The 26,512-nt window shown below is 72.0% G+C and carries 27 protein-coding genes; 20 read left to right on the top strand and 7 right to left on the bottom strand.

Features of this window, described 5'->3' with window-relative positions; translation table 11 throughout:
* Positions 1 to 144 precede the first annotated feature (144 nt).
* From AB0J72_RS09835 to AB0J72_RS09820, 4 genes are all read left to right on the top strand, one after another.
* On the top strand, positions 145 to 699 hold the full coding sequence (locus AB0J72_RS09835; RefSeq protein ID WP_354891200.1) for a YbjN domain-containing protein: 555 nt from the start codon (positions 145 to 147) through the stop codon (positions 697 to 699).
* 132 nt (positions 700 to 831) lie between these two features.
* Entirely contained in the window at positions 832 to 2,712 is a 1,881-nt protein-coding gene (gene lepA, locus AB0J72_RS09830; RefSeq protein ID WP_363396909.1) for a translation elongation factor 4, read from the top strand.
* 41 nt (positions 2,713 to 2,753) lie between these two features.
* Positions 2,754 to 3,209, top strand: coding sequence for an NUDIX hydrolase (locus AB0J72_RS09825; RefSeq protein WP_363396906.1), 456 nt, complete (start codon positions 2,754 to 2,756; stop codon positions 3,207 to 3,209).
* A 67-nt stretch (positions 3,210 to 3,276) separates the two neighbouring features.
* Complete coding sequence (locus tag AB0J72_RS09820; protein WP_344511989.1) at positions 3,277 to 3,558, top strand: GlsB/YeaQ/YmgE family stress response membrane protein; 282 nt, start codon at positions 3,277 to 3,279, stop codon at positions 3,556 to 3,558.
* 126 nt (positions 3,559 to 3,684) lie between these two features.
* Here AB0J72_RS09820 and AB0J72_RS09815 read toward each other — a convergent pair whose 3' ends face one another.
* The 3 genes from AB0J72_RS09815 to AB0J72_RS09805 form a co-directional block, all read right to left on the bottom strand.
* Positions 3,685 to 4,605 carry a phytanoyl-CoA dioxygenase family protein gene (locus AB0J72_RS09815; RefSeq protein WP_360566017.1) on the bottom strand — a complete coding sequence of 307 codons (921 nt, stop codon included), beginning with the start codon at positions 4,603 to 4,605 and terminating at the stop codon, positions 3,685 to 3,687.
* Between the two features lie 124 nt (positions 4,606 to 4,729).
* Positions 4,730 to 5,626, bottom strand: a complete 897-nt coding sequence (locus AB0J72_RS09810) for a hypothetical protein (protein ID WP_363397125.1) — start codon at positions 5,624 to 5,626, stop codon at positions 4,730 to 4,732.
* Between the two features lie 86 nt (positions 5,627 to 5,712).
* The gene (locus tag AB0J72_RS09805; protein WP_363396902.1) at positions 5,713 to 6,489 is read right to left on the bottom strand and encodes an enoyl-CoA hydratase-related protein; all 777 of its coding nucleotides are present in this window, start codon (positions 6,487 to 6,489) and stop codon (positions 5,713 to 5,715) included.
* A gap of 17 nt (positions 6,490 to 6,506) precedes the next feature.
* On the opposite strand from AB0J72_RS09805, the gene hemW reads away from it, so the two are divergent.
* A complete protein-coding gene (gene hemW, locus AB0J72_RS09800; protein WP_363396899.1) occupies positions 6,507 to 7,703 on the top strand; it encodes a radical SAM family heme chaperone HemW in 1,197 nt (398 codons plus the stop codon).
* Positions 7,704 to 7,772: 69 nt separating this feature from the next.
* On the opposite strand, the gene AB0J72_RS09795 is transcribed toward hemW, so the two are convergent.
* Positions 7,773 to 8,390, bottom strand: a complete 618-nt coding sequence (locus AB0J72_RS09795; protein ID WP_344511979.1) for a DUF4870 domain-containing protein — start codon at positions 8,388 to 8,390, stop codon at positions 7,773 to 7,775.
* Between the two features lie 184 nt (positions 8,391 to 8,574).
* Between AB0J72_RS09795 and hrcA the strand changes: the two genes are divergently transcribed.
* From hrcA to AB0J72_RS09780, 3 genes are all read left to right on the top strand, one after another.
* Positions 8,575 to 9,597, top strand: a complete 1,023-nt coding sequence (gene hrcA / locus AB0J72_RS09790; RefSeq protein WP_344511977.1) for a heat-inducible transcriptional repressor HrcA — start codon at positions 8,575 to 8,577, stop codon at positions 9,595 to 9,597.
* Positions 9,598 to 9,629: 32 nt separating this feature from the next.
* A complete protein-coding gene (dnaJ, locus tag AB0J72_RS09785; protein WP_344511975.1) occupies positions 9,630 to 10,754 on the top strand; it encodes a molecular chaperone DnaJ in 1,125 nt (374 codons plus the stop codon).
* Positions 10,755 to 10,815: 61 nt separating this feature from the next.
* Entirely contained in the window at positions 10,816 to 11,511 is a 696-nt protein-coding gene (locus tag AB0J72_RS09780; protein WP_363396894.1) for a 16S rRNA (uracil(1498)-N(3))-methyltransferase, read from the top strand.
* A gap of 7 nt (positions 11,512 to 11,518) precedes the next feature.
* Here AB0J72_RS09780 and AB0J72_RS09775 read toward each other — a convergent pair whose 3' ends face one another.
* The gene (locus AB0J72_RS09775) at positions 11,519 to 12,256 is read right to left on the bottom strand and encodes an SDR family oxidoreductase (RefSeq protein ID WP_363396891.1); all 738 of its coding nucleotides are present in this window, start codon (positions 12,254 to 12,256) and stop codon (positions 11,519 to 11,521) included.
* A 42-nt stretch (positions 12,257 to 12,298) separates the two neighbouring features.
* Between AB0J72_RS09775 and AB0J72_RS09770 the strand changes: the two genes are divergently transcribed.
* A complete protein-coding gene (locus AB0J72_RS09770) occupies positions 12,299 to 12,649 on the top strand; it encodes a histidine triad nucleotide-binding protein (protein ID WP_360566029.1) in 351 nt (116 codons plus the stop codon).
* The gene (locus AB0J72_RS09765) at positions 12,646 to 13,995 is read left to right on the top strand and encodes a serine hydrolase domain-containing protein (RefSeq protein WP_363396888.1); all 1,350 of its coding nucleotides are present in this window, start codon (positions 12,646 to 12,648) and stop codon (positions 13,993 to 13,995) included. Before AB0J72_RS09770 ends, AB0J72_RS09765 begins: the two co-directional genes overlap by 4 nt.
* Before the next feature lie 58 nt (positions 13,996 to 14,053).
* On the opposite strand, the gene AB0J72_RS09760 is transcribed toward AB0J72_RS09765, so the two are convergent.
* Entirely contained in the window at positions 14,054 to 14,824 is a 771-nt protein-coding gene (locus AB0J72_RS09760) for a VOC family protein (protein ID WP_363396885.1), read from the bottom strand.
* A gap of 248 nt (positions 14,825 to 15,072) precedes the next feature.
* Here AB0J72_RS09760 and AB0J72_RS09755 point away from each other — a divergent pair, with 248 nt between their 5' ends.
* The 6 genes from AB0J72_RS09755 to AB0J72_RS09730 are packed head-to-tail and all read left to right on the top strand — an operon-like array spanning position 15,073 to position 19,714.
* Positions 15,073 to 16,137 carry a PhoH family protein gene (locus AB0J72_RS09755; RefSeq protein ID WP_363396882.1) on the top strand — a complete coding sequence of 355 codons (1,065 nt, stop codon included), beginning with the start codon at positions 15,073 to 15,075 and terminating at the stop codon, positions 16,135 to 16,137.
* A 22-nt stretch (positions 16,138 to 16,159) separates the two neighbouring features.
* Positions 16,160 to 16,612, top strand: a complete 453-nt coding sequence (gene ybeY / locus AB0J72_RS09750) for an rRNA maturation RNase YbeY (RefSeq protein WP_344511961.1) — start codon at positions 16,160 to 16,162, stop codon at positions 16,610 to 16,612.
* Positions 16,600 to 17,928 carry a hemolysin family protein gene (locus tag AB0J72_RS09745; protein WP_363397122.1) on the top strand — a complete coding sequence of 443 codons (1,329 nt, stop codon included), beginning with the start codon at positions 16,600 to 16,602 and terminating at the stop codon, positions 17,926 to 17,928. Before ybeY ends, AB0J72_RS09745 begins: the two co-directional genes overlap by 13 nt.
* Positions 17,921 to 18,274, top strand: a complete 354-nt coding sequence (locus AB0J72_RS09740) for a cytidine deaminase (protein ID WP_363396879.1) — start codon at positions 17,921 to 17,923, stop codon at positions 18,272 to 18,274. The genes AB0J72_RS09745 and AB0J72_RS09740 overlap by 8 nt, the downstream gene beginning before the upstream one ends.
* A gap of 17 nt (positions 18,275 to 18,291) precedes the next feature.
* On the top strand, positions 18,292 to 18,813 hold the full coding sequence (locus AB0J72_RS09735; protein WP_363396876.1) for a MarR family transcriptional regulator: 522 nt from the start codon (positions 18,292 to 18,294) through the stop codon (positions 18,811 to 18,813).
* 4 nt (positions 18,814 to 18,817) lie between these two features.
* Positions 18,818 to 19,714, top strand: coding sequence for an aminotransferase class IV (locus tag AB0J72_RS09730; RefSeq protein WP_363396873.1), 897 nt, complete (start codon positions 18,818 to 18,820; stop codon positions 19,712 to 19,714).
* Between the two features lie 4 nt (positions 19,715 to 19,718).
* On the opposite strand, the gene AB0J72_RS09725 is transcribed toward AB0J72_RS09730, so the two are convergent.
* The gene (locus tag AB0J72_RS09725; protein WP_363396870.1) at positions 19,719 to 20,417 is read right to left on the bottom strand and encodes an HAD family hydrolase; all 699 of its coding nucleotides are present in this window, start codon (positions 20,415 to 20,417) and stop codon (positions 19,719 to 19,721) included.
* A gap of 209 nt (positions 20,418 to 20,626) precedes the next feature.
* Between AB0J72_RS09725 and AB0J72_RS09720 the strand changes: the two genes are divergently transcribed.
* From AB0J72_RS09720 to AB0J72_RS09705, 4 genes are read left to right on the top strand one after another with little or no spacing between them, the layout of a single operon-like run.
* The gene (locus AB0J72_RS09720) at positions 20,627 to 23,941 is read left to right on the top strand and encodes an FtsK/SpoIIIE domain-containing protein (RefSeq protein WP_363396867.1); all 3,315 of its coding nucleotides are present in this window, start codon (positions 20,627 to 20,629) and stop codon (positions 23,939 to 23,941) included.
* 15 nt (positions 23,942 to 23,956) lie between these two features.
* The gene (gene era / locus AB0J72_RS09715; protein WP_344511949.1) at positions 23,957 to 24,844 is read left to right on the top strand and encodes a GTPase Era; all 888 of its coding nucleotides are present in this window, start codon (positions 23,957 to 23,959) and stop codon (positions 24,842 to 24,844) included.
* 8 nt (positions 24,845 to 24,852) lie between these two features.
* Positions 24,853 to 25,647 (top strand): DNA repair protein RecO, encoded by a 795-nt coding sequence (gene recO, locus AB0J72_RS09710; RefSeq protein ID WP_363396863.1) that lies wholly within the window; start codon positions 24,853 to 24,855, stop codon positions 25,645 to 25,647.
* Complete coding sequence (locus AB0J72_RS09705; RefSeq protein ID WP_363396860.1) at positions 25,644 to 26,438, top strand: isoprenyl transferase; 795 nt, start codon at positions 25,644 to 25,646, stop codon at positions 26,436 to 26,438. The genes recO and AB0J72_RS09705 overlap by 4 nt, the downstream gene beginning before the upstream one ends.
* The last annotated feature ends 74 nt before the right edge of the window (positions 26,439 to 26,512 follow it).

The raw sequence follows: 26,512 nt of genomic DNA, 5'->3' as shown, positions 1-26,512 counted from the left end.
GGTGGGGCGAGGGTGAAATTGGGGGCTGCTGAAACTCGTCCGAACGGGTACCGTCCTCATTCGGGTCCACCGCCGAGCGAAATCACTCGGCGACGGACCGCAATTGCGGGTGGAGGCCACGGGGGAGCTAGGGAGCGCGGGACGATGCCAAAGTGGCCATGGCGTGCCGAGCAGACGGACGGGTCGCAGACCGACACGACCGTCGCGCAGCTGGCACGGGAAGAGCCGATTCCGGTGACCGACGCGGTGTGCGACGGAGCCCCGGACGTGGGTGCGGGCGTGATCGCACCGGTGACGTTGCTGCGGGTCGCTGAGGCCCTCGAGCAGCTGGAGATTCGATACCTGACAGATGGGGATGGCAGCCTTCTCGCGCTGTGGGAGCGCCACGCTGTGCTGTTCGCCCTCGAGGGGCCGTCGGACGAGATCCTCGTCGTGCGCGCCAGGCCGCATGCCACGGTGCCCCCGGACTGGGCCGACCGGTCCTACCGGGTGGTCAACGAGTGGAACCACACACGCCGCTTCTACAAGGCCTACGTCGGCGACCCCACCGACCGCGGCCAGCTCCCGATCTACGCCGAGATGCAGGTGCCCCTGCTGTCCGGTGCCCACCCCGAGCTCATCGCCGAGCTCGTCGACTGCGCGGCCGTCGTCGCGATGGGGTTCGTCGACTGGCTGCACGACGAGGGCGCACTGCTCTGACGCTGCTGTGTGCCCCGCCTTTTCCGGACATTTCCGGTAACGGCGGGGCCTCGTACCGGCGCCGCTTCGACGTGATCCGTGGGCATGGGACGATAGGGGTCTGATCCCCGCCAACTCGGAGAACGGACGCCTGTGCCACCGACGAACGACCCCGGCGTGAACCGTCCCGGTGCCACCGTGCCGGACCGGATCCGCAACTTCTGCATCATCGCGCACATCGACCACGGCAAGTCGACGCTGGCCGACAGGATGCTGCAGCTGACCGAGGTGGTCGACGCTCGGCAGATGCGGGCCCAGTATCTCGACCGCATGGACATCGAGCGCGAGCGCGGCATCACCATCAAGAGCCAGGCCGTCCGCATGCCGTGGCGGGTCCGCGAGGGGGACCTGACCGGCGAGCAGTTCGTGCTCAACATGATCGACACCCCGGGCCACGTCGACTTCACCTATGAGGTGTCCCGCAGCCTGGCCGCCTGCGAGGGCGCGGTGCTGCTGGTCGACGCGGCGCAGGGCATCGAGGCGCAGACGCTCGCCAACCTGTACCTCGCGCTCGAGAACGACATGACGATCATCCCGGTGCTCAACAAGATCGACCTGCCGGCCGCGCAGCCCGAGAAGTACGCCGAGGAGCTCGCCCACCTGATCGGCTGCGAGCCCGACGACTGCCTGCGCGTGTCAGGCAAGACCGGCGTCGGCGTGGCGCACCTGCTCGACGAGATCGTGCGCCAGCTGCCCACCCCTGGCGTCGGCAGCGACGACGGCACGGCCCGCGCGATGATCTTCGACTCGGTGTACGACGTGTACCGCGGCGTCGTCACGTACGTCAGGGTCGTCGACGGCCGGCTCGGCGCCCGCGACCGGATCAGGATGATGTCGACCGGCGCGGTCCACGAGCTGCTGGAGATCGGCGTCATCTCGCCCGAGCCGATCAAGAGCGACGGCCTCGGCGCCGGCGAGGTGGGCTACCTCATCACCGGCGTGAAGGACGTGCGCCAGTCCCGGGTCGGTGACACGGTCACCATCAACGCCAAGCCGGCCACCGAGCCGCTCGGCGGCTACAAGGACCCGAAGCCGATGGTCTACTCGGGGCTCTACCCGATCGACGGCTCGGACTATCCGCTGCTGCGCGACGCGCTGGACAAGCTCAAGCTCAACGACGCCGCCCTCGTGTACGAGCCGGAGACCAGTGCCGCGCTCGGCTTCGGCTTCCGGTGCGGCTTCCTCGGCCTGCTGCACCTGGAGATCATCCAGGAGCGCCTCGAACGCGAGTTCAACCTCGACCTGATCTCCACCGCGCCCAACGTGGTCTACCGGGTGATCATGGAGGACGGCAGGGAGCACGCCGTCACCAACCCGAGCGAGTTCCCCGACGGCAAGAGCAGCAACATCTTCGAGCCGACCGTCCGGGCCACCGTCCTGACCCCCAACGACTTCGTCGGCGCCGTCATGGAGCTGTGCCAGAGCCGCCGCGGGTCCCTGCAGGGCATGGACTACCTGTCGGCCGACCGCGTCGAGCTGCGCTACACGCTGCCGCTGGGTGAGATCATCTACGACTTCTTCGACCAGCTGAAGAGCCGCACCAAGGGCTACGCCAGCCTCGACTACGAGCCCAGCGGGGAGCAGCAGGCCGACCTGGTGAAGGTCGACATCCTCCTGCACGGCGAGCCCGTGGACGCCTTCAGCTCGATCGTGCACAAGGACAAGGCGTACAACTACGGCGTCACCATCGCCTCCAAGCTGCAGAAGCTCATTCCGCGCCAGCAGTTCGAGGTGCCGATCCAGGCCGCGATCGGCAGCCGGATCATCGCCCGCGAGACGATCCGCGCCATCCGCAAGGACGTGCTCGCCAAGTGCTACGGCGGTGACATCAGCCGGAAGCGCAAGCTGCTGGAGAAGCAGAAGGAAGGCAAGAAGCGGATGAAGATGGTCGGCCGCGTGGAGGTGCCGCAGGAGGCGTTCATCGCCGCACTGTCCACGTCCGACGCCCCCACCGCGGACAAGCCGAAGAAGTGAAGCACTGCCCCCGTTGCGGAGCGTCCACGGACGCTCCGCCGGTGGAGTGCGCCACCTGCGGCTACGAGGTCTTCCTCAACCCCCGCCCGACCGGCACCGCCATCATCTTCGACGACGCCGACCGCTTCGTCGTCATCCGCCGCGCCCGCCCGCCGCAGGTCGGCTGGTGGGACCTGCCCGGCGGCTTCTGCGACGGCTGGGAGCACCCCCGCGACGCGGCGGTCCGCGAGGCCCGCGAGGAGCTCGGCGTCGAGGTCCGGCTCGGCGCCTTCGTCGGCATGTGGATCGGCACCTACGAGTACCAGAACGAACAGCTGTCCGTCCTGGACTGCTTCTGGCTGGCCCGGCTGGCCCCCGGTGCCACCATCACCCTCGACACGTCCGAAGGCACCGAGTACGCCTGGGTGCCTTTGTCCGATCCGCCCCCGCTCGCGTTCATCACGATGGAGTCGGCCATACGCGAGGTTCGTCGATTGCCGGGGCGTTTGGTCCCCTGAGGTCACGGGCAATAAGAGCGCAACCGCAACTGCAATCCCCCAGGTTGAGGCTCTGAAGGAGGACACCGTGACTGTCACCGGAATCATCACGGCACTGATCGTCGGCCTGATCGTCGGTGCGCTCGGACGCCTGGTCGTCCCCGGCCGCCAGAACATCCCGATCTGGCTGACCATGGTGATCGGCGTGGTCGCCGCCCTGCTCGGCACCGTCATCGCGAACGCCATCGGCATCTCCACCGACACCCCCGGTGTCGACTGGGGCGAGCTGCTGATCCAGGTGCTGGTCGCCGCCGTCGGCGTGGCCCTGGTGGTCGGCGTGGCCGGTCGCGGACGCCGCAGCACCCTGTAACACCCCATCGCGTCAGGCCCCCAGCCTCCCCGGACTGGGGGCCTTCGCGTGGGCTGGACGCGGAGCGGCCGTGCGCCTCGGGGATTGAGGGGCACGGCCGCTTCGGTCAGGCGGGGGGGGGTAAAGCTAGCGGAGCCAGGGGATGGAGCGGTCGAGGAGGCCGCGGGTCTTGAGCTCCTTGCGGAGGGGGATCTCCTCGTCGATGTAGCCGTTCCAGTTGATGCCCCAGTAGTTGGCCGTGTGCGTGGCCTCGCCCAGGAGCTGGCGCTGGACGGGGGTGCGGTTGGCCCACCACTCGCCGTCGTAGTCGATCGGCATGTCGTCGAGGTTGCGGATCCACCGGTACGTGTAACCGATGAACAGCATCTTGCGGGTGACCTCGGAGTAGTTCGGCGACCGGGAGTGCCAGAGGCGCCGGTCGAAGATGAAGCAGTCGCCCGGGTTGGCCGTGATCTCCACGGTGCCCTCGGGGTCGGGGTTCTCGACCGTGGTGTCGGCGGGGCGGGGCAGCGAGTTCCAGAGGTGGCTGCCCGGGATGACCTTGGTGGCGCCGCGGCCCTTCTCCGAGAGGTCGGAGATGACGTAGGCGATCTTCAGCGAGAACATGGGCCGCGGGAGGTTCGGGTCCATGGTCTCGGGGTCGGAGTTCTGCCGGTACCCGTCCTGGTGCCAGCCCCACGAGGGGGCCTCCGTCATCGCCGCCGGCGGCGTGATGTCGAGGTGGTTGTGGTGCGTGTAGATGTTCCAGCCGGCCAGGCCCCACATGTACGGGAAGAGGGTCGGCTGGGTCAGCAGGTGCCCGAACAGCTCGTCACGGTTCAGGAAGCCCAGCAGGTGCAGCGTGCCGTCCTTCTTCATGCTGCTGGAGCCGGCCGCCTGCTCCTCGGCGTAGACCCGGTCCATGGCGGCTTCGAGCTGCGCGCGGTGGTCTTCCTTCAACACGTTGCGGACCAGCAGGAAGCCCTGGTCCAGGAATTCCTTGCGGTCGGCCTCGCTGATCGGCTCATAGCCGGTCAGACCGCCGTAGTCGGGTGCAGCGGACGTCATGTCCTCCCCTTACTTTCGTCAACCAGGGAACGACCGATGGTAACGCGAGGTGTACAACGGACCGAGTCGGGAGTTCTCCACCGGACAGTGCGAAATCCCGTCCGAACGGCGTGCAACCTGCGCGTCAGTAGACCTCGGCGACGACGCGGTCGCCGCCGGCGCCGCCACGCTGCGTGATCCGGGCCCAGCTGCCGCTCTTCGCGGTCCACTCCATGTCGTTGAACGCGACCCGCTTGACGCCGTTGTCCTGGGCGTGGGCAACCAGCCAGTGCGCGTACTGCCAGCCGGTCTTCTGCTCGCGGACCTTGAGCACGACCCCGACGAGGTCGGCGACGTCGGCGGTGCTGACGTTGCCCCAGTCGAGCTTGACGCCGGCGGCGAGGGTCTGCGCGGCCTCGACGCCGTGGCTGGAGGACTCGGTGACGGTGCAGGAGACGGCGCCGGTGGCCTCGCCGCTCAGGGCGCGGGCCATGATCTCCGACTCGTCGACCCACTTCTCGTACGCCTCGGGATGGGCGCTGCGCTGCACCTCCTGCGCGGCGTCGGTGACGCGCATCTTCTCCCAGCCCTTGACCTTCAGCAGGGCGGTGTAGAAGGCGTTCGCCGCGTAGCGCGGGTCGGCGATCTGCTCGGGCTTGCCCCAGCCCTGGCTGGGCCGCTGCTGGAAGAGGCCGATCGAGTCGCGGTCGCCGCCGGCGAGGTTCTCCAGCTTCGACTCCTGCCACGCGGTGGCGAGGGCCACGACCAGCGCCCGCCGGGGCACACCGCGGCGCAGGCCGACGGCGGTGATGGTGGCGGCGTTGGCGACCTGCTCCGAGTCCAGCGCCACGGAGGTGACGGTCGAGGAGGAGCCGGACGACGCGACGGGCGCGCTGCCGGCGTCGATGACGCAGGCGCGGCCCGGCGGCAGCAGCGCCGGCAGGTGGTCGCCGAGCTTCTGCAGCACCGCGTAGATGCCGGCGGTCGCGACGATGCCGAGCACCACGATCGCGATCAGCACGTGTCGTGTACGCATCGTCACCTCCTGACCTGAGAACTCGACCAGCGTACGTCCCATCCGCCACCTCACTCCCGCGTCACACACCGGGACGGGGCGGGTCCGGCCGTTCAGGCGACGCCGTCAGGGATCCAGTTTGGGTCTCGTTTGTCCCGGAATGCCATGATTCCCTCGATTCCTTCGGCGGAACCGAAATACGACACGGAAAGTTCCGTCATGGCCGCCAGCTCGTCACGGAACGTGTCGGCTTTCCGTCGCCGGAGCAGTTCCTTCGTCCCACGCAGAGCACCCGGCGCTCCCCGTACCAGCGCCGCGACGAACGCCGAGACGGCCTCGTCGACCTGGTCGGCGGCGACGGCGGCGGTGACCAGGCCGATCTCGCGGGCCCGGGCGCCGTCGAACGTCGCCCCCGTCAGGAACAGCTCCGCGGCGGCGCGCGGGGACAGCCGCGGCAGCACCGTGGCGGAGATCACGGCCGGGATGACGCCGATGCGCACCTCGGAGAACGCGAACGTCGCCTCGAGCGAGCAGACCGCGATGTCGGCGGCGGCGATGAGGCCCAGGCCACCCGCGCGGGCGGGCCCGGTGAGCCGCGCGACGACGGGCTTCGGGCACTCCCAGATCGCGGTCAGCACCTCGCCGAGCCGGTTGATCGGCGGCTTGCCCGAGCCGAACGCGGCCGCGGTCTCCTTCAGGTCCGCGCCCGAGCAGAAGACCGGCCCGGTGTGGGTGAGCACGACGACCCGCACGGTGTCGTCCGCGGTGGCGGCGGCGAGCGCGGCGAGAAGCTCCTCGATCAGGGCCGTCGACAGCGCGTTGCGGTTGGCGGGGCTGTCGAGCGTGACCGTCGCCACGCCATGCGCCGTCTGTGACCGTACGAGTGGCATGCGGGCACACTAGTGAAATGCCCGGAACACTGCCAGAAGGTGAGCCGATCCCGCGGGACGGCGCGCTGCCCGACGGGGTCGCCGACGCGGCGGGGGAGGCCGGGTTCGGGGTCTACGTCCACGTCCCGTTCTGCGCCTCCCGCTGCGGGTACTGCGACTTCAACACGTACACCGCCGACGAGGGCGTCCTGAGCGCCGGCTATGCCGAGCAGGTCCTCGACGAGCTGGCCCTGGCCGCCAAGGTGGTCGCGCCGCCGCGGGTCGACACCGTCTTCTTCGGTGGCGGCACGCCGACGCTGCTGCCGCCGGCGGAGCTGGCCCGCATCCTCGACGGCATCGACCGCACCTGGGGCCTCGCCGGCGACGCCGAGGTCACCACGGAGGCCAACCCGGAGTCCGTCGACGCGGCGGGGCTGCGGCAGCTGCGCGCGGCCGGGTTCAACCGGATCTCCCTGGGCATGCAGTCCGTCGCGCCGGGCGTCCTGGCGGTCCTCGACCGCCGGCACACCCCCGGGCGGCCGGCGGCGGCGGTCGCGGAGGCGCACGCGGCCGGGTTCGAGCGGGTCAACCTGGACCTGATCTATGGCACGCCCGGCGAGCGCCCCGAGGACTTCGCGGCGTCCCTGCGCACGGTGATCGGCTCGGGCGTGGACCACGTGAGCGCGTACGCGCTGATCGTCGAGGACGGGACCCGGCTGGCGGCCCGCATGCGCCGCGGTGAGCTGCCGTTCCCGGACGACGACGTGGCCGCCGACCGCTACCTCGCCGCCGAGCAGGCCCTGACGGAGGCCGGGATGACGTGGTACGAGGTGTCGAACTGGTCCCGCGACTCGCCCTGCCGGCACAACGAGCTCTACTGGCGCGGCGGCGACTGGTGGGGGCTCGGGCCCGGCGCGCACAGCCACGTGCGGGGGGTGCGGTGGTGGAACGTGAAGCACCCGCACACGTACGCCGCGCGCCTCGCCGACGGTGCGTCGCCGGGGCACGCGCGGGAGGTGCTGACCGAGGAGGAGCGGCGCTTCGAGGACGTGCTGCTGCGGATCCGGCTCGCCTCGGGCCTGCCCCTGGCCGTCCTGGAGCCGCCGGCGCTGGAGGGCGCCCGCCGCTGCCTCGGCGACGGGCTGCTGGAGGCCGGGCCGTACGCCGAGGGCCGGGCCGTGCTCACGCTGCGTGGCCGCCTGCTCGCGGACGCCGTGGCCCGCGATCTGACCTGACCTGACCTCAGAGGGGGCCGGACATGGCGAGGGGCGGCTCGATGGCCGCCCCCCGAACGATCGGATGCCTTACTTGATGAAGCGGTACGTCATCGGGTAGCGGTACAGCTCGCCGCCGTTGGCCTTCATGCCCGCGATGATCGCGAACACGACGATGACGATCCACGGCACGATGAGCGTGAGACCGAACGTGCACACCGACAGCAGGGCGCCCACGAACAGGATGATGCCCCACGTGATGTGGAAGTTCAGCGCCTCGTTGGCGTGCGCCTTGACCGTGGGCGACTCGTTGCCCTTGGCCAGCAGCGCGATGAGCGGGGCGATGAAGCCGATGAAGATGCCACCGAAGTGCGCGATCAGGGCCCAGGTCTTCTCGTCGCTGTTCGCGTAGCCGACCGGGCCGGCGCCGGGGTATCCACCGGGCTGCTGGTATCCGTACTGACCCGGCTGCTGGTAACCGCCGGGCTGCTGGTAGCCGCCGGGCTGCTGGTAACCGCCCTGCTGGTAGGCGTTCGGGTCCTGGTAGCCCGCGCCGCTGGTCGGCGGCGGGTAACCTCCACCGGAGACCGGCGGCTGCTGGCCGTAGTCCGGGCCCGGCGGCGGATACTGTGCCCCGCCCGGCATCGAATAGGGGTTGTTGGGGTCCTGCGGCACGCCGTACTCCCCGGGGCGAGGTGGTTCACTCATGGGGGCCACGGTAGGGGTACCGATCAACTATCGCCAGCGACGTGGCATGACTTCTTTTGGACAAACTTGGCGCAGACCAGTCCAATAGCGGCGGTTCGCACACATGACGATCATTCCGTGGGCGGCACGGGCGACGTAGACTGGCACTCACAAAGTGGGAGTGCCAGTTCTCGAGGAGGTGCGCATGGCTCTCGACGAGCGCAAGCTCGAGGTCCTGCGTGCCATCGTCGAGGACTACGTCGCCACCCAGGAGCCCGTCGGGAGCAAGGCTCTCGTCGAGCGGCACAACCTGCGCGTCTCGCCGGCGACCGTCCGCAACGACATGGCCGTCCTCGAGGAGGAGGGCTACATCCGGCAGCCGCACACGAGCGCCGGTCGCGTGCCCACCGACGCCGGTTACCGGCTCTTCGTCGACAAACTGTCCCGCGTCAAGCCGCTGAGCCCCGCCGAGCGCCGGGCGATCGAGCGGTTCCTGATCGGCGCCGTGGACCTCGACGACGTCGTGCACCGCACCGTGCGACTGCTCGCGCAGCTGACCCGGCAGGTCGCCGTCGTGCAGTATCCGAGCCTGTCGCGGGCCAGCGTGCGCCACTTCGAGCTGGTGCCGCTGTCCACCACCCGGCTGATGGTGGTCATGATCGCCGAGACCGGCCGGGTCGAGCAGCGGATGGTCGACCTGCCCGGCCCGATCCTCGCCGACGACGTCACCGAGCTGCGCCGCAGAATTAACGAGAAGCTCGTCGGCAAGCGCCTCGTGGACACCCCGCCACTCGTCCAGGCGCTCGTCGAGGAGTCCGGGCCGAGCCTGCGCCCGCCGATGACCGTCCTGTCGACCGTCCTGCTGGAGACCCTGGTCGAGCGCACCGAGGAGCGGATCGCGCTCGCCGGCACCGCCAACCTGGCCCGCGGCGGCCTGCTGGACTTCCAGGGCTCGCTGCGGCCGATCCTCGAGGCGCTCGAGGAAGAGGTCATCCTGCTCAAGCTCTTCGGCGAGGTCGAGCCGAGCATGACCCGGGTCCGCATCGGCGACGAGAACGAGATCGAGGACCTGCGCAGCGCATCGATCGTGGCGACCGGCTATGGGCCGGGCTCCATCGTGGTGGGCGGCATGGGGGTGCTCGGGCCGACGCGGATGGACTACCCCGGAAACATCGCCACGGTGCGTGCCGTGGCACGCTACGTCGGCGATCTGCTGGGACAAGGTTGAACCTCATGGACGAGTCAGGGGCATAGGACTCAGTGGCGAAGGACTACTACGGAATTCTCGGTGTCAAACGGGACTCCACGGCCGACGAGATCAAGCGCGCCTACCGGCGGCTGGCGCGCGAGTTCCACCCGGACGTCAATCCCGATCCTGTGGCACAGGAGAAGTTCAAGGAGATCAACGCGGCCTACGAGGTGCTGTCCGACCCGCGCAAGCGGGAGATGGTCGACCTCGGCGGCGACCCTCTCGCGCCCGGCGGCGGCGGGGCCGGCCCGCAGGGCGGGGCGTTCGTAGGGTTCCAGGACATCATGGACGCGTTCTTCGGCACGACCGCCAGCCGCGGGCCTCGCCCGCGGATCCGGCCAGGCGCCGACGCGATCCTGCGGCTGGACCTCGACCTGCACGAGACCGCGTTCGGTGTCGAGGCGCCGATCACCGTCGACACCGCCGTCGTGTGCAGCACCTGCACCGGCGCCGGCACCGCGCCCAACACCCACCCGACCACCTGCGAGATCTGCGGCGGTCGCGGCGAGGTGCAGTCGGTGCAGCGCACGTTCCTCGGCCAGGTCGTCTCGGCCCGGCCGTGCTCGGCCTGCCAGGGCTTCGGCACCGTCATCCCGCACCCGTGCGCGACGTGCGGCGGCGACGGTCGGGTCCGCACCCGCCGCACGCTGACCGTGAAGATCCCGTCCGGCGTCGAGGACGGCATGCGCATCCGCCTCGCCCAGCAGGGCGAGGTCGGTCCCGGCGGCGGCCCGCCCGGGGACCTCTACGTCGAGATCCACGAGCGCCCGCACGACGTGTATTCCCGCAAGGACGACGACCTGCACTGCCGGGTCACCGTCCCGATGACGGCGGCGGCCCTCGGCACCCGGCTGACGATCAAGACCCTCGACGGCGAGGAGACGGTCGACGTCAAGGCCGGCACCCAGCCCAACCAGACGCTGCGCATCCGCGGCAAGGGCGTCCCGCACCTGCGCGGCACCGGCCGCGGTGACCTGCACGTCCACCTCGACGTGCGCACCCCGACGCGCCTGGAGCCGGAGCAGGAGAAGCTGCTGCGCGACTTCGCCCGCACCCGCGGCGAGGAGGTCGCCGAGCTGTCCAAGCAGGGCGGCTTCTTCTCCCGCGTGCGCGACGCCTTCAACGGACACGCGTGAGCGGCCGGAGCGCAGCGGAGGGCGTTCACGCGTGTGGGCTGTTCGGTCCGGGTGTCGTGGCGTGAGCCTTCCGCTCTTCCTGGTCCCCGACCTTCCTGTCGGGGACCACTGGCGGCTCGACGGGCCCGAAGGGCATCACGCCGCCAATGTGCAGCGGCTCTCCGTGGGGGAGTCGCTGCTGTTGTCCGACGGCCGCGGCGGCCTGCGGCAGGCGGTGGTCGCGGCCGCGCACAAGGGCGCGCTCGATCTCGACCTCGGCGACCTGAAGCAGGTCCCCGCGCCCGACCCGCGGATCACCGTCGTGCAGGGGATCGCCAAGGGGGAGCGGGGCGAGCTGGCCGTGCAGCTGATGACGGAGCTCGGCGTCGACCGGATCGTGCCGTGGCAGGCCGCCCGCAGCATCGCGCGGTGGAAGGACGCCAAGCCCCTCGAACGGTGGCGGTCCACGGTCCGCGAGGCGGTCAAGCAGTCCCGCCGCGCCTGGCTGCCCGAGGTCACCGACGCGCGGACCACGAAGCAGCTCGCCCTCGACGGCACCGTCCTGCTGTTGCACGAGGAGGCGTCGGTACCGCTGTCGACCGCCCCCCTCGACGGCGACATCACCCTGGTCGTCGGCCCCGAGGGCGGCATCGCCCCGGAGGAGCTGGCCGCGTTCCCCGGCGCCGTCCCGGTCCGGCTGGGCCCCGAGGTCCTGCGCACGTCGACGGCGGGCGCCGCCGCCCTGGCCGCCCTGTCGGTCCGCCTCGGCCGCTGGTGAGGACCGCTCAGCGGAAGTAGGACGCGCCGTTCAGGTCGAGGACGGCGCCCGAGGACCATTCCGAGCCCGCGAGGAACAGCACCGCCTCGGCGACCTCCTCGGGCCGGGCGACCCGGTTGAACGGGCTCTGCGCCCGGATCGCGTCGCCGTCGCCGGTGGCCATGACGGCGTTGCCCATGTCGGTGGCGACGAACCCCGGGGCGACCGCGTTGACGGCGATGCCGCGAGGGGCCAGGGCCAGGGCGAGGGACTGGGTCAGCGAGTTCAGGCCGGCCTTGGCGGCGCCGTACGCCGGGTAGCGGGGCTCGCCGCGGTACGCGCCGCGCGAGGAGACGTTGACGATCCGGCCGCCCTCGCCGAGGTGGCGGGCGGCGCACCAGCAGACGTTGGCGGGGCCGGCCAGGTTGGCGGCCAGGGTCAGCCGCCAGGCGGCCTGCCAGGTGGCGTAGTCGTCGGTGAGGATCGGGTGCTCGACGGCGACGGCCGCGTTGTTGACGACCACGTCGAGGCCGCCGAGGGAGAGCGCCGCGCCGTCGACGAAGGCCTGGACGGCGGTGGGGTCGGTCAGGTCGCCGGAGACGATCACGTGGCCGTCGCCGGGCAGCGCCGCCCGGACCTTCTCGGCGAGTTCCGCCGAGTCGCGGTGGTGCACCGCGACCGTGTCGCCCGCCGCGGCGAACGCGTGCGCGACCGCCTCACCGATGCCGCGGGATGCCCCTGTCACCAACACCTTGCGTCCAGCCATGGCAGCACCGTACAAGAGCCGCAGGACACATACGATGCGACTGTGACTGATGACTGCCTGTTCTGCCGCATCGTCGCGGGCGAGATCCCGGCGACCGTGGTCCACGAGACCGACGACACCCTGGCGTTCCGCGACATCGACCCGAAGGCGCCCACGCACGTGCTGGTGATCCCGAGGGCGCATCACGCCGACGTCGCCGCGCTCGCCGCCGCCGACCCGGCGCTCGCCGGGAAGGTGCTCGCCGCCTGCGCGGCGGTGGCGGAGCAGGAGGGGCTGACCGGCGACGGGTACCGGATCATCTTCAACACCGGCCGGTTCAGCGGCCAGGAGGTCTTCCACGTGCACGGGCATGTGCTCGGCGGCCGCCCGCTGGGCCGGATGCTGGCGGCATGACGGCGCTCGAGAAGTACGAGCGGCTCGCCCGCCAGGTCCAGGCCGAGGCCCGCGTCCCGGCGCTGAGCGTCGCGATCCACCGGGCGGACCGGCCGCTGTGGACGTTCACCGTCGGCGCGGACGTCGACGAGCGCAGCCAGCTGCGGATCGGCTCGGTCACCAAGACGTTCACGGCGGTGCTGGTCATGCAGTGCCGCGACGAGGGGCTCCTCGACCTCGACGACCCGATCTCCCGGCACCTTCCGGTGAAGGCGCACGGCGACCTGACCGTCGGCAGGATGCTGTCGCACCTGTCGGGGCTGCAGCGCGAGCCGTTCGGCGACGTCTGGGACACGATGCAGGCGCCCGACGTGGACACGCTGCTCGACCAGCTCGACCGGGCCGAGCGGGTGCTGCCGGCCGGCCGCCGGTTCCACTACTCCAACCTCGCGATCGCGCTGCTCGGGCACCTCGCCGGGCGGCTGCGCGGCGGCACCTGGGAGGAGGTGCTGCGGGAGCGGATCCTCGACCCGCTCGGCCTGGACGACGTCGTCGTCACGCCGGCCCGGCCGGTCGTCGGCTACCAGGTCGACGCCTGGTCCGACTACGCGCACCCGGAGCCCCCGGACGACTTCGGCGCGGTCGGCCCGGCGGCGCAGCTGTGGAGCACCGCCGCGGACCTGGCGAAGTGGGCGGCGTTCCTGGCCGACCCGCGCGCGGTCGACCCTTCCGGGGGCGTCCTGGCGGCGGAGACGGTCGAGGAGATGCGGGCGCCGCGGGCCGTGACCGAGGACGTGCTGTGGGCGCGGGGGATCGGCCTGGGTCTGATCCTGCAGCCGCAGCCCGGCGGCGACCGGGTCGTGCACGTCGGGCACGACGGGGCGATGCCGGGGTTCCTCGCCGGCGCCTACGGCCGGGTCGGCGGCGCCGGCACCCCCGCGGCGTTCGGGGCGGCGGCGCTCGGCTCGTCCGGCACCGCCGGCGAGGTCATCGACCTGACGCACCGGCTGCTCGCCGCGGCGGTCGAGAGCGACCCGGCCGACATCACGCCGTGGCAGCCGGCCGAGCCGCCGCCGCAGCGGTACCGCTCGCTGCTGGGCCGCTGGTGGGGTGAGGGCTTCGAGTACGTCTTCAGCTGGCGCTCCGGCGCCCTGCAGGCACGGCAGGCGGACCAGCCGGCGAACCGGCCGCCGGCGGTCTTCGCGCCGGTCGACGGCCAGCCGGACGTGTTCCGCACGGTGTCCGGGCGGGAGGCGGGCGAGCTGCTGCGGCTGACCCGCGCCGAGGACGGCACGGTCGAGCGGCTGCACTGGGCGACGTACCGCTTCACGCGCGGCCAGGAGACGTTCGACAAGTACCGCTTCTGACCGTCGCGGGTCGCCACGGGCCGCCCTGTGCCCGGCCGTGCCTCGCGGCCGGGCGCGGTCAGCGGGAGATGATCGTGAAGACGGCGCCGTTGGGGTCCACGACGACCGCGATGCGGCCGTGCGGGGAGTCGAACGGCCCGTGCTGCACCTGGCCGCCCGCCGACCGGACCAGGTCGGCGGCGCGGTCGGTGTCGGCGGCGGCGAAGTAGACCATCCAGTGCGGCGGGATGCCCTCCCACGCGTCGGTCATCGTGAGCCGCCCGGCGACGGGGTCGGCGTTGCCGAGGCTCCACGCCGTGTAGTCGAACTGCTCGTCGGCCTCGACCCGGGTCTGCCGGTAGCCGAAGAGGCCCTGGTAGAAGGCGTCGACGGGGTCGGGTTCGCGGGTGTTGACCTCCGCCCAGCACAGCGCGCCGTCCTCGTCGAACAGCTGCGAGCCGGTGTGCTGGCCCGGCTCCCATGCGCCGAACGCGGCGCCGGACGGGTCGAGGGCGAAGAGCATCCGGCCGTTGCCCGGGATGTCCATCGGCGCGACGATGATCTTGCCGCCGCCGGCGTCGACCCGGCGGGCGGTGTCCTCCAGGTCGTGTGACATGAGGTACAGGCTCCAGGCGGCGGGCGTCTGCTCCGCGCCGGGCATCGGCGGGCTCATCCCCGCCACGACCTTGCCTTCCTTGAGGCACATGACGTAGTGCCCGAAGTCGGCGCCGGTGTCCAGGAACGTCCATCCGAACAGCGCCGAGTAGAACCGCTGGGCGGCGGCGAGGTCGGGGGCGACCAGGTCGGCCCAGCAGGGTTCACCGTCGACGTATCCGCTGCGCTCGACCATCAGGCCTCCCTGTCGATGTGGTCCTCTGCCTCAGTACCACCGGGCGAAGGGGCCTGTCCGGACTTTCGGCGCAAAGGACATGATCGAGCGACAACCAACCGGATATAACGTCTATAAGGCATGAACTGGGCATCGGCAAGAAATGGGAACGGCTTCCGGGGCGGTCAGCCGATACCATGAAGAGCCTGGACAACCCCAGCAGGAGCGAGCCCCGGAAGCAGGTGCTTGAGGCCCTACGCGGCCGACGTATGACCGAGACCCCAACCCCCGCACCGGCTGTGTCGTCGGAGCCGCCCGTGCGGGCCATCAGCAAGATCACGGTCCCCGACCCGCACACGATGGTCAGGTTGCTCGGCGCCGGAGACGAGATCCTCAAGCTCGTCGAGCGGGCCGTCAACAGCGACGTGCACGTGCGGGGCAACGAGATCACCATCACCGGCACGGCCGCCGACAACGCCCTGGCCGAGCGCATCTTCAGCGAGCTCATCGAGCTGGTGCGCAAGGGGGAGACGCTCACCCAGGACACCGTCCGGCGCACCGTCGGGATGCTCCAGCAGAACACGACGGAGCGACCCGCCGATGTGCTGACCCTCAACATCCTCTCCCGGCGCGGCCGCACCATCCGGCCGAAGACGCTCGGGCAGAAGCGGTATGTCGACTCGATCGACCAGCACACGATCGTGTTCGGCATCGGCCCGGCCGGCACCGGCAAGACCTACCTCGCCATGGCGAAGGCGGTCCAGGCGTTGCAGGCCAAGCAGGTCAACCGGATCATCCTGACCCGGCCGGCGGTCGAGGCCGGCGAGCGGCTGGGCTTCCTGCCCGGCACGCTCTACGACAAGATCGACCCGTACCTGCGCCCGCTGTACGACGCGCTGCACGACATGCTCGACCCGGAGTCCATCCCGAAGCTGATGGCCGCCGGGACGATCGAGGTCGCGCCGCTGGCGTACATGCGCGGCCGCACGCTGAACGACGCCTTCATCATCCTTGACGAGGCGCAGAACACGACGCCCGAGCAGATGAAGATGTTCCTCACCCGGCTCGGCTTCGGCTCGCGCATCGTGGTCACCGGCGACGTGACGCAGATCGACCTACCCGGGGGCACCCGCAGCGGCCTCAGGGTGGTTCGTGAGATCCTCGGTGCCGTCGAAGACGTGCACTTCGCCCAGCTCGGCAGCGCCGATGTCGTGCGCCACCGGCTGGTCAGTGAGATCGTCGACGCCTACGCCAAGTGGGACGAGGCGCAGGAGGCACAGGAGGCCCAGAAGCCGCCGGTGCGTGCTGTGCCCGACCGCGGGCGCCGCAGGTAACCCCGGCTAACAGGAGCAGTTGTTGTCCATCGAGATCGCCAATGAGTCCGGCGTCGACGTCAACTCCGACACCATTCTCGCGGTGGCGCGGCACGCGCTCGACGAGATGGGGGTCAACCCGCTCGCCGAGCTGTCGATCCTGCTCGTCGACGTCGAGTACATGACGGAGCTCAACCACCGCTGGATGGACGGCGACGGCCCGACCGACGTGCTGGCCTTCCCGATGGACGAGGGCAGCGTCGACCACGGCCCCGGCGAGGGCGGCGGCGAGCCCGCACTGCTCGGCGACATCGTGCTGTGCCCGGAGGTGGCGGCGAAGCAGGCCGCCGCCGCCGGGCACGCCACCATCGACGAGCTGGCGCTGCTCACCGTCCACGGCACCCTGCACCTGCTGGGCTACGACCACGCCGAGCCCGAGGAGGAGGCCGAGATGTTCGGCCTGCAGGCGCGGCTACTGGAGAGCTGGCGCAAGTGAGTGACGTGACCTTGCTGACGACCGCCGCGGGGCTGGTGGTGGTGGCAGGGTTGTTCGCGATGTCCGACGCCGCGCTCAACGTGGTGTCGCCGGCCCGTGCCCACGAGCTGGCCCGGGAGGGCAAGCCCGGCGCCAACGCCCTGCAGGTCATCGCGGCCGACCCGGCCCGCTACATCAACCTGCTGCTGCTGCTGCGGCTGCTGTGCGAGCTGACCGCGACCACGCTCGTCGCGCTCGTCACCGCCGCCGCCGTCGGCGGCGACCGCGACTGGCTCGCCGCGCTCATCACCGCCGGCTCGATGACGGTGGTGAGCTTCGTCGTCGTCGGTGTCGGCCCGCGCACCCTCGGCCGCCAGCACGCCTACGCGGTCGCCCGGATCGCCGCGCCCCCGGTCCGGTGGCTCGGCACCGCCCTGGGCCCCCTGGCCCGGCTGCTGATCCTCATCGGCAACGCCGTGACCCCCGGCAAGGGCTACCGCGAGGGGCCCTTCGCCACCACCATCGAGCTCCGCGAGCTCGTCGACCTCGCCGAGCAGCGCGGCGTCGTCGAGCACGGCGAGCGCGACATGATCCACTCGGTGTTCGCCCTCGGCACGACGATCGCCCGCGAGGTCATGGTCCCGCGCACCGAGATGGTCTGGATCGAGACGCACAAGACCGTCCGCCAGGCGCTCATGCTCGCGATGCGCAGCGGGTTCTCCCGCATCCCCGTCGTCGGGGAGAACGTCGACGACGTCCTCGGCATCGCCTACCTCAAGGACCTCGTCCGCCGCACCTCCGGCGACGCGGCCGCCGGCGACATCCCCGTCGCCCAGATCATGCGCGACGCCACGTTCGTCCCCGAGTCGAAGCCCGTCGACGACCTGCTCCGCGAGATGCAGGCCGCCCGCACCCACATGGCGATCATCATCGACGAGTACGGCGGCACCGCCGGCCTCGTCACGATCGAGGACATCCTCGAGGAGATCGTCGGCGAGATCACCGACGAGTACGACGTCGCCGAGCGCCCCCCGGTCGAGGAGCTCCCCGACGGCGCGTACCGGATCACCAGCCGCCTGCCGGTCGAGGACCTCGGCGAGCTGTTCGGCGTGGAGCTGCCCGCCGACGAGGTCGAGACCGTCGCCGGCCTCCTCGCGCAGGCCCTCGGCCGCGTCCCGATCCCCGGCGCCGCCGCCGTCGTCGGCGGCCTGCACCTGCTCGCCGAGGGCACCGCCGGCCGCCGCAACCGCATCGACACCCTGCTCGTCCGCCGGGCCGACCCCGACGACGAGGAGCAGGCCAGCCACGACAGCGAAAGGCAGCACGCCGATGCCTGAGTCAGCGCCCGCGCAACTCTCCGCGGAGGACGCGAAGCTGGTGACCCTGGCCCGGGCCGCCCGCGCCCGGATCGGCGCCGCGGAGGGCGCCGCCGTCCGCGACGGCGACGGCCGCACCTACAACGCCGCCTCCGTCGCCCTGCCGTCCCTGTCGGTCACCGCGCTGCAGCTGGCGGTGGCGATGGCGGTCGCGTCCGGCGCCGGCAAGATCGAGGCCGCCGCCGTCGTCACCGAGGCGTCGTCGCTGGACACCCTGGGCCGCGCCGCCGTCCGCGACGTGTCGCCGTCCGCCCCCATCCACCTGGCCGCCCCCGACGCAGTCGTCTTCGCCACCATCGCGGACTGACGTCGGGGATCCCGGAGGTGCGCAGAGACCGGGTCGACGACGTCGTCGACGAGTGGCGGGTGCAGCTGCCCGACACGGTCGGGCCCGCGATGGAGCTCGGCAAGCGGATCCACCGGCTCGCCGGCCGGCTGCAGGAGGTCGTCCGCGCCGAGACGGCGGCGGTCGGGCTGACGCCGGCCGAGTTCGACGTGCTGTCCGCGCTGCGGCGGGCGGGTGCGCCGTACGCGCTGAAACCCTCCGACCTGGCCGGCAGCCTGCTGCTCACGTCCGGCGGGATCAGCAACGTGCTGCGCCGGCTGCAGCAGGACGGCGTGATCGAGCGGGCCGCCGACGCCGCCGACGCCCGCGTCGCCTGGGTCAGGCTGACGCCGAAGGGGGTCACGGTCGCCGAGCGGGTCGTGCGGGCCGTGACGAAGGCGCAGGCGCGGCTCTTCGCCCCCGTGCCGGACGAGCTGCTGCTCACCGCGGCCGGCCACCTGCGGGAGCTGCTGGTGGAGCTGGGCGACGAGGCCGTCGAGGCCGTATCCGAAGGAGCTTGAGCACGTGCTGCAGCAGTACGACCCCCGCAACGCCGACATCCGCTACTGGGTCGACGGCGTGCTGCGGCACCGCGACGAGCCGGGGATCTCACCGTTCGACTCGGTGGTGCAGGGCGGCGACGCCGTCTGGGAGGGGCTGCGGGTCTACGACGGCGGCGTCTACAGCCTCCGCGAGCACCTGGCGCGGCTGCGGCGCTCGGCCCTGGCGCTCGGCTTCGCGCGGATCCCCGCCGACGAGGAGATCGTGGCCGCGGTCCGGGCGACGCTGGACGCCAACGCCATGCGCGACGGCGTCCACGTGCGGCTCACCCTGACCCGGGGCGTCAAGGTCACCAGCGGCATGGACCCGCGGCTCAACACGTCCGGCTGCACGCTGATCGTGCTCGCCGAGCACAAGCCGCCGGTGTACGACACGGGCGGCCTCTCCCTGGTGACCTCCAGCGTGCGGCGACCCGGCCCGGACGTGCTCGACCCGAAGATCCACCACAACAACCTGATCAACTCGATCCTCGCGAAGATGGAGGCGAACCTCGCCGGCGCCGACGACGCGATGATGCTCGACGGCCGCGGGTTCGTCGCGGAGACCAACGCCACGCACCTGTTCGCGGTCGTCGACGGCGGCCTCGTCACACCACGGGCGGTCGCCTGCCCGGAGGGCATCACCCGCGACACCGTCATCCGGCTCGCGCCCGGCGAAGGCCTGGACGTGGCCGTCCGCGACGTGTCGCAGGTCGAGATGTACACCGCCGACGAGGTCTTCTGCACCGGCACGATGGGCGAGATCGCCGGCGTCGTGCGGATCGACGGCCGCCCCATCGGCGACGGCACCGTCGGCCCCGTCACGACCCGCCTCGCCGGCACGTACCGCGAGCATGCCCGCAAGCACGCCCAGCGGCTGTAGCGGCTCAGAGGCGGTGTGCGGACAGCTCCGCGTAGAGCGGGGCGGCCGCGTCGACGAGCCACCGCAGGCGCTCCGGGACGTCGGCGGGGCGCGGGTCGTAGGCGGCGAAGCCCGTCGAGGACTCGACCGCCGCGTACCAGTGCGGCGCCCACACCCCGTCGGTGTCGCGCCGCCCGGCCGGCCACGCCAGCATCGCCGGGTCCCACGGGACGCCGAGCGCCGCGCAGAGCCGCGACAGCGTGCCCGCCGGGTCGCGCAGCACGTCCGCGGCGTCGACGACCGGGCCGCCGTACGCGCGGAAGATCTCCACCTGCTGCTCGTAGCCGAGGTCGGCGAGGGTCGGCTCGCCACGGACCTTCGCGTAGGAGGCGACCACGTACGCCGGGTCCCGGACGAGGAACGCGTTGCGGACCGCGCCCAGCCAGTCCCGGCCGATGTCCGGCAGCAGGTGGTGGGTCATGTGCTTCTGGTAGTGCACCGCCGCCGGCACGTCCGCGACCAGCGCCGACACGGCCTCCCGCCAGTCGACGGGCTGGGACGCCAGGATCTCCTCCCGGCCCGGGTGCTCGATGCCGGTCGCGGCCAGATAGTGCGCGTACAGCGGCTCGTCGACCACCACCGTGTCCGCCCGCGCGCCGAAGCTGCGCATCATCGCGGTGGAGATGTTGCGGGGGCCGGACCACATCGCCACTCGTACCGTCATGGCTGACGAGGGTAACCGACGCGGCTTTCCGCCAGTTTTACTGCTGTATGTGACGGAATCCTGGTGCGCGTCGATGCGATCCACTCGGCCTTCCGGCGCTTACTGTCGGATGCGGAGCCCTGCAGTGCGCCCGCCCCGCCACCAGGCCTACTGGACAACGCCGACAGGTAGCCGACGGACGCACTGCGCGGGAAGGAAGGGGCCGGTCCATGGACCTGCTGATCGACGTGCGAGTGGCGCGACGGGACGGCACGACGCCGTCGTCGCTGTCAACCGGACGGGACCGCACGGTCCGCCTCCGGGCCGACCACGGCGGCACCGTCACCGACCTCATCACCGCGCTCCTGAGCGACCTCGACCCCGCCGACCGGCCGCAGCAGGCGACCTGGGCGTGGAACCTGCGCACCGGCCGCCGCCTCGACCCGGCCCGCCCGCTCGGCGCGCAGGGGCTGCGGTGCGGCGACACGATCGTGCTCGGCCCGCCCGAGCAGGCACCCGAGGCACCGGTCGCGCCGGCCGAGCACCGCTTCGAGCTGCTCGTGGTCGCCGGACCCGACGCCGGACGGTGGCTGCCGCTGCCGGCGGGGGAGTTCGTCATCGGCGCCGACCCCTCCGGTGACCTGGTCCTCGCCGACCCGGCCGCCGGCCGCCGCCACCTGCACCTGGGCATCGGCAGCCACGAGGTCGCCGCGACCGACCTGCGCTCGCGGGCCGGCACCACCATCGACGGCGAGCCGCTGACCGGCACCGTCACCCTCGCCCCCGGGCAGCTGCTGCGCCTCGCCGGCACCCTCGTCACCGTCGAGGAGACACCCGCCCTCGACGTGCCCGCCGGCCCGGCGCCGGCCGTGTGGCTGCCGGCGGTGCCGCAGCCGCCGAAGAAGCGGCGCCTGGCGTTCCGGCGCTCGACCCTCGACCCGGTCGCCGAGTTCGCCGCCGCCGTCGAACGCGCCGAGGCCGACGCCGCCGTCAAGCACCGGGCGGTGCTGCGGATGCGCCGCGCCGCGACACCGAGCCTGGCGCATCTCGCCCGCGCCGCCGACCGGTACGCCGGCAGCATCGACAACCCGGAGCCCGCCACGGTGCGGGCCGGTGGCCTCTGGACCCGCCGCCCCGACGACCGCGACTTCCTCACGCTGCGGCTGCGGACCGCCGACCTGCCGGGCCGGCTCCGCTTCGAACAGCCGCCGCCCGGCCCCGACGCCGACCCGGCCCACGTCGAGCGGACCGAGGCGCTGCGGGCCCGGCACGCCGTCGACCGGGACGTGCCCGTCGAGGCCGACCTGCGGGTCCTCGGCGCGCTCGGCGTCGCCGGCCCCACCGACGTCACCGACGGCGTGCTGCGCTCCTGGCTGACCCAGCTGGCGACCCTCGCCAACCCCACCGACCTCGCCGTCGTCGTGCTCAGCGACGCGCCGGAGTGGACCTGGACCGGCTGGCTGCCGCACACCCGGACGCTGACCGCCGCGATCGCCCCCGGCGCCCGCACGATCGCCGCCGGCGAGGAGGACCGGCTGCAGGTCCTGGCGCTCGTCGAGGCGCTGCTGCGCCAGCGGCGCCGCGGCCGGCACGCGATCGCCGAGTCGTTCGTGCCGCACGTCGTCTTCGTGCTGCCGGACCCGTCGCTGGTGCCACCGGCGTCCCTGACCCGCCTCGTCGAGGAAGGCCCGCGCTGCGGGATCAGCCTGCTGGTCGGCGCGCCGACCCGCGACGAGCTACCCCCGGGCGTCTCCGTCCAGGACGGCGAGCCGCTGCCGGCCGACGTCGCGACACGGGTCGCGCACGCGCTCGCCGCCACACCCGACGCCGCCGGCAGCGCCGCGCCGCGGGTCGCGCCCCTCGCCGAGGTGCTGAACCTGACCGACCTGAGCCCGAGCGCGATCGTGAAGCGCTGGGTGCCGTCGACCCGCGACCGTGGGCTGGCCGCGCCGATCGGGCTCGGCGGCATGGCACCCGGCGGGGTCGGACCGGTCAGCGTCGACCTGCGCCGGGACGGGCCGCACGGGCTCGTCGCGGGCGTGGGCGGCTCCGGCCGCTCGTGGCTGCTGCGGTCGTACCTGGCCGCGCTGGCCGCCACCTACCCGGCGAACCGTCTCACGTTCGTCCTCATGGACTTCCCGCCCGCCTCCGGTGTCGCTTCCGCGCCGGATCCGGCCGCCGACGCCGACCCGGGTTCCGCGCCCGCCGGCACCTTCGCCGAATGCGTCTCGCTGCCGCACACCGTCGGCCTCTTCACCGACACCGACCCGCACCAGGCCCGCCGGGTCCTCGTGTCGCTCAACGCGGAGCTGCGCCGCCGCGAGGCCGTCCTGCGCCGGCACTCGGTCAAGGACATCGTCGAGATGGAACGCAAGTTCCCGGCCGCGGCCCCGGCGAACCTGCTCGTCGTCGTCGCCGAGTTCGTCGACGCCCCCGCCGACTTCGTGCCCGCCCTGCGGGAGCTCGCCCGCCGCGGCCGGCACGCCGGCGTCCACCTGCTGCTGGCGACCGCGAAACCGCACGGCGCCGTTGACGACGGCCTGCGCGCCGAGGCCGACCTACGCATCGCGCTGCGCGTCGAGGAGGAGGCCGACAGCCTCGAGGTGCTCGAACGCCCCGACGCGGCGCACCTGTCGCCGCTGCTCGCCGGCCGGGCGTTCGTGCGGACCGCCGAGGGCGGCTTCCAGGCCGTCCAGGTCGCCTACGGCGGGTTCCGGTCCCCGGCCGGCCGCCGCGCCACCCCCACGACGATCACCGAGGTCCGCTTCGAGTCCGGGCTCATCGACCGCGAGGCGCTCGACGCGCCCGTCGGCGGCGACGACAACGCGCCCACGGACCTGCAGCGGCTCGTGGAGGCGATCACCGCCGCGCACCGCGAGGCCCGCGTCCCCGACCAGCCGCGCCCCTGGCAGCCGCCGCTCGCCCAGTCGTACACGCTCGACGAGCTGACCCAGCCGGAGACGGCCACGTTCGCCGCCGCGATCGGCATGGTCGACCTGCCCAACTCGCAGGCCCGCCAGGTCTGGCAGCTCGACCTCGACGAGCTCGGCCACCTGCTCGTCTTCGGACCCACCGGCGGCGGCAAGAGCAGCCTGCTCGACACGGTCGCCGCCTCGTTCTCGGCCCGGTTCGACGGCACCCGGCTGCGCGTCTACCGCGTCGACGGCACCGCCGTCGAGCAGGCCGAGGCGCTGCTCGCCACGATCGACAAGCTGGTCGTGGAGCGGGCCGCGCTCGCCGAACACGCCGGCGCCCGCGTCCTCGTCCTCGTCGACGGCCACGACGTACGGCTCAACGACGCCCTCATCCGGCTCGCCGGCGACGGCAAGGCGGTCGGCGTGCACCTGGTCCTCGCGACCGAGCAGCGCAGCGCCGTGCCGACCGCCCTGTCCCGGCTCATGCCCGGCCGGATCGTGCTCCGATCCGCCGGCCGGGGCCTCGTCGAGGGCACGATCGAGCTGCAGACGGCCCTCGCCACACCACCCGACGCACGCACCGTCACAACACCTGCACAACGCCCCCGCCAGTTGCAGCTCGAGGTCTGAGTACGCTGAACCACCGTGCAGCACAACTACCACGCAGGCTTCGCGTGCTTCGTCGGCCGGCCCAACGCGGGCAAGTCGACGCTCACCAACGCGATCGTCGGCCAGAAGATCGCGATCACGTCGGCGAAGCCGCAGACCACCAGGCACACCGTCCGCGGTGTCGTACACCGGCCGGACTCGCAGCTCGTGCTCGTGGACACCCCCGGGCTGCACCGGCCGCGGACCCTGCTGGGGGAGCGGCTCAACGACCTCGTCCGGGCCACCTGGAGCGAGGTCGACGTGATCGGCCTCTGCCTGCCCGCCGACGAGGAGATCGGCCGCGGTGACCGCTTCATCACCGGCGAGATCGCCGAGCTGAAGGCCACCCTCGTCGCGGTCGTCACCAAGACCGACCTCGTCGACCGCGGCAAGCTCGCCGAGCGGCTCCTCGCCGTGCAGGAGCTCGGCGACTTCGCCGACATCGTGCCGGTCAGCGCCGTCTCCGGCGCGCAGGTCCAGACCCTCGTCGACGTCATGATCAAACACCTGCCGGAGTCGCCGCAGCTGTACCCGGACGGCATGCTCACCGACGAGCCCGAGCACGTCCTCATGGCCGAGCTCATCCGTGAGGCGGCCCTCGAAGGCGTACGCGACGAGCTCCCGCACTCGATCGCCGTCCTGGTCGAGGAGGTGCTCGTCGAGGAGGGCGGCCTGACCAGGGTCTTCGCCGACGTCTACGTGGAGCGGTCCAGCCAGAAGGCGATCGTCATCGGCCACCAGGCGAGCCGCCTCAAGGACGTCGGCACCCGCGCCCGCCGGGCGATCGAGGACCTCGTCGGCGGCCGCGTCTACCTCGACCTGCACGTCCGGGTCGCCAAGGACTGGCAGCGGGACCCGAAGCAGCTGCGCCGCCTGGGCTTCTGAGGTTCGTCGTGTCCGGGGCCGGGTTCAAGGGGAAGCTGTACCGCGACGACGCGGTCATCCTGCGGGTGCAGAAACTGGGCGAGTCCGACCGGATCATCACCCTCTTCACCCGCCGGCACGGCCGCATCCGCGCCGTCGCGAAAGGCGTCCGGAAGACCATGTCGAAGTTCGGCGGCCGGCTCGAACCCTTCGGCCACGTCGACGTGCAGCTCCTCGAAGGCCGCAGCCTCGACGTGATCAGCCAGGTGGAGGGCGTCGACCTGTACGGCCGCCGCATCATGGACGACTACCCCAGGTACACGGTCGCCTCCGCGATCGCCGAGACCGCCGAACGGCTCACCCCCGTCGAGCAGGAGCCGGCGCTGCGCCTGTTCCAGCTGACCCTCGGCGCCATCAAGGCCCTCGCCGCCGGCGAGCACGGCAGCAGCCTCGTCCTGGACGCCTACCTGCTGCGCGCGATGGGCATCGCCGGCTGGGCACCCGCGCTGCGGGAGTGCGCCGTCTGCGGCACCGCCGGCCCGCACCGCGGGTTCTCCGTGCCCGCCGGCGGCGCCGTGTGTCCCGACTGCCGCCCGCCCGGCGCGTCACACCCGGCGCCTGCGACGATCGAACTGATGGCGGCGCTCGCTTCGTCGGACTGGCTGGTCGCCGACGCCAGCGAGCCCAACCATCGGCGCGAGGCCAGCGGGCTGGTCGCGGCGCATCTGCAGTGGCACCTGGAGCGGGCGCTACGCTCGCTCCCGCTGGTAGACCGGGACGACACCACCCGTGGCCGCGCCCGGGATCGAAAGGACAGTTCGTGAGCAGATTTCGTCCGCCGTCGCAGCACCCCACCGGCGCCCGCCCGCCGGCGCTGCCGAAAGAGGCCGTGCCGCAGCACGTGGCGATCATCATGGACGGCAACGGCCGCTGGGCGAAGCAACGCGGCCTGCCCCGCACCGCCGGCCACACCGCCGGCGAGGCCGCCCTCTTCGACGTCATCGAGGGCGCGCTCGAGCTCGGCGTCAAGTACGTCAGCGCCTACGCCTTCTCGACCGAGAACTGGAAGCGGTCCCCCGACGAGGTCCGCTTCCTCATGAACTTCAACCGCGACACCATCCACCGCCGTCGCGACGAGTTCCACGAGATGGGCATCCGCGTCCGCTGGGCGGGCCGCCGCCCCAAGCTGTGGCGCAGCGTCATCAACGAGCTCGAGTACGCCGAAGAACTCACGAAGCGCAACGACAAGCTCACCTTCACCATGTGCGTCAACTACGGCGGCCGGGCCGAGGTCGCCGACGCGGCGGCGCGCATCGCTCTCGACGTCCAGGCCGGCCGCCTGAAGCCCGACCGCATCACGGAGAAGACCTTCGCCCGCTACCTCGACGAGCCCGACCTCCCCGACGTCGACCTGCTGGTGCGCAGCTCCGGCGAGATGCGCACCAGCAACTTCATGATCTGGCAGGCGGCGTACGCGGAGTTCGTCTCCGTCGACACCCTCTGGCCCGACTTCGACCGCCGCCACCTCTGGTACGCCTGCGAGGTCTACGCAAAGCGCGACCGCCGCTTCGGCGGCGCCATCCCCAACCCCGTCATACCAACCTTGACCAGCTGAAACTGCCCTGCGTCGCTGACTCGTCACCGGATTGAAGATCAATTAGGTGAGCTGCGGTACGGTGTGAGAAGCAG

The sequence above is a fragment of the Dactylosporangium sp. NPDC049742 genome, from assembly GCF_040674675.1.
Lineage (GTDB): Bacteria > Actinomycetota > Actinomycetes > Mycobacteriales > Micromonosporaceae > Dactylosporangium > Dactylosporangium maewongense.
This window is presented reverse-complemented; position numbering and strand designations above follow the sequence as displayed.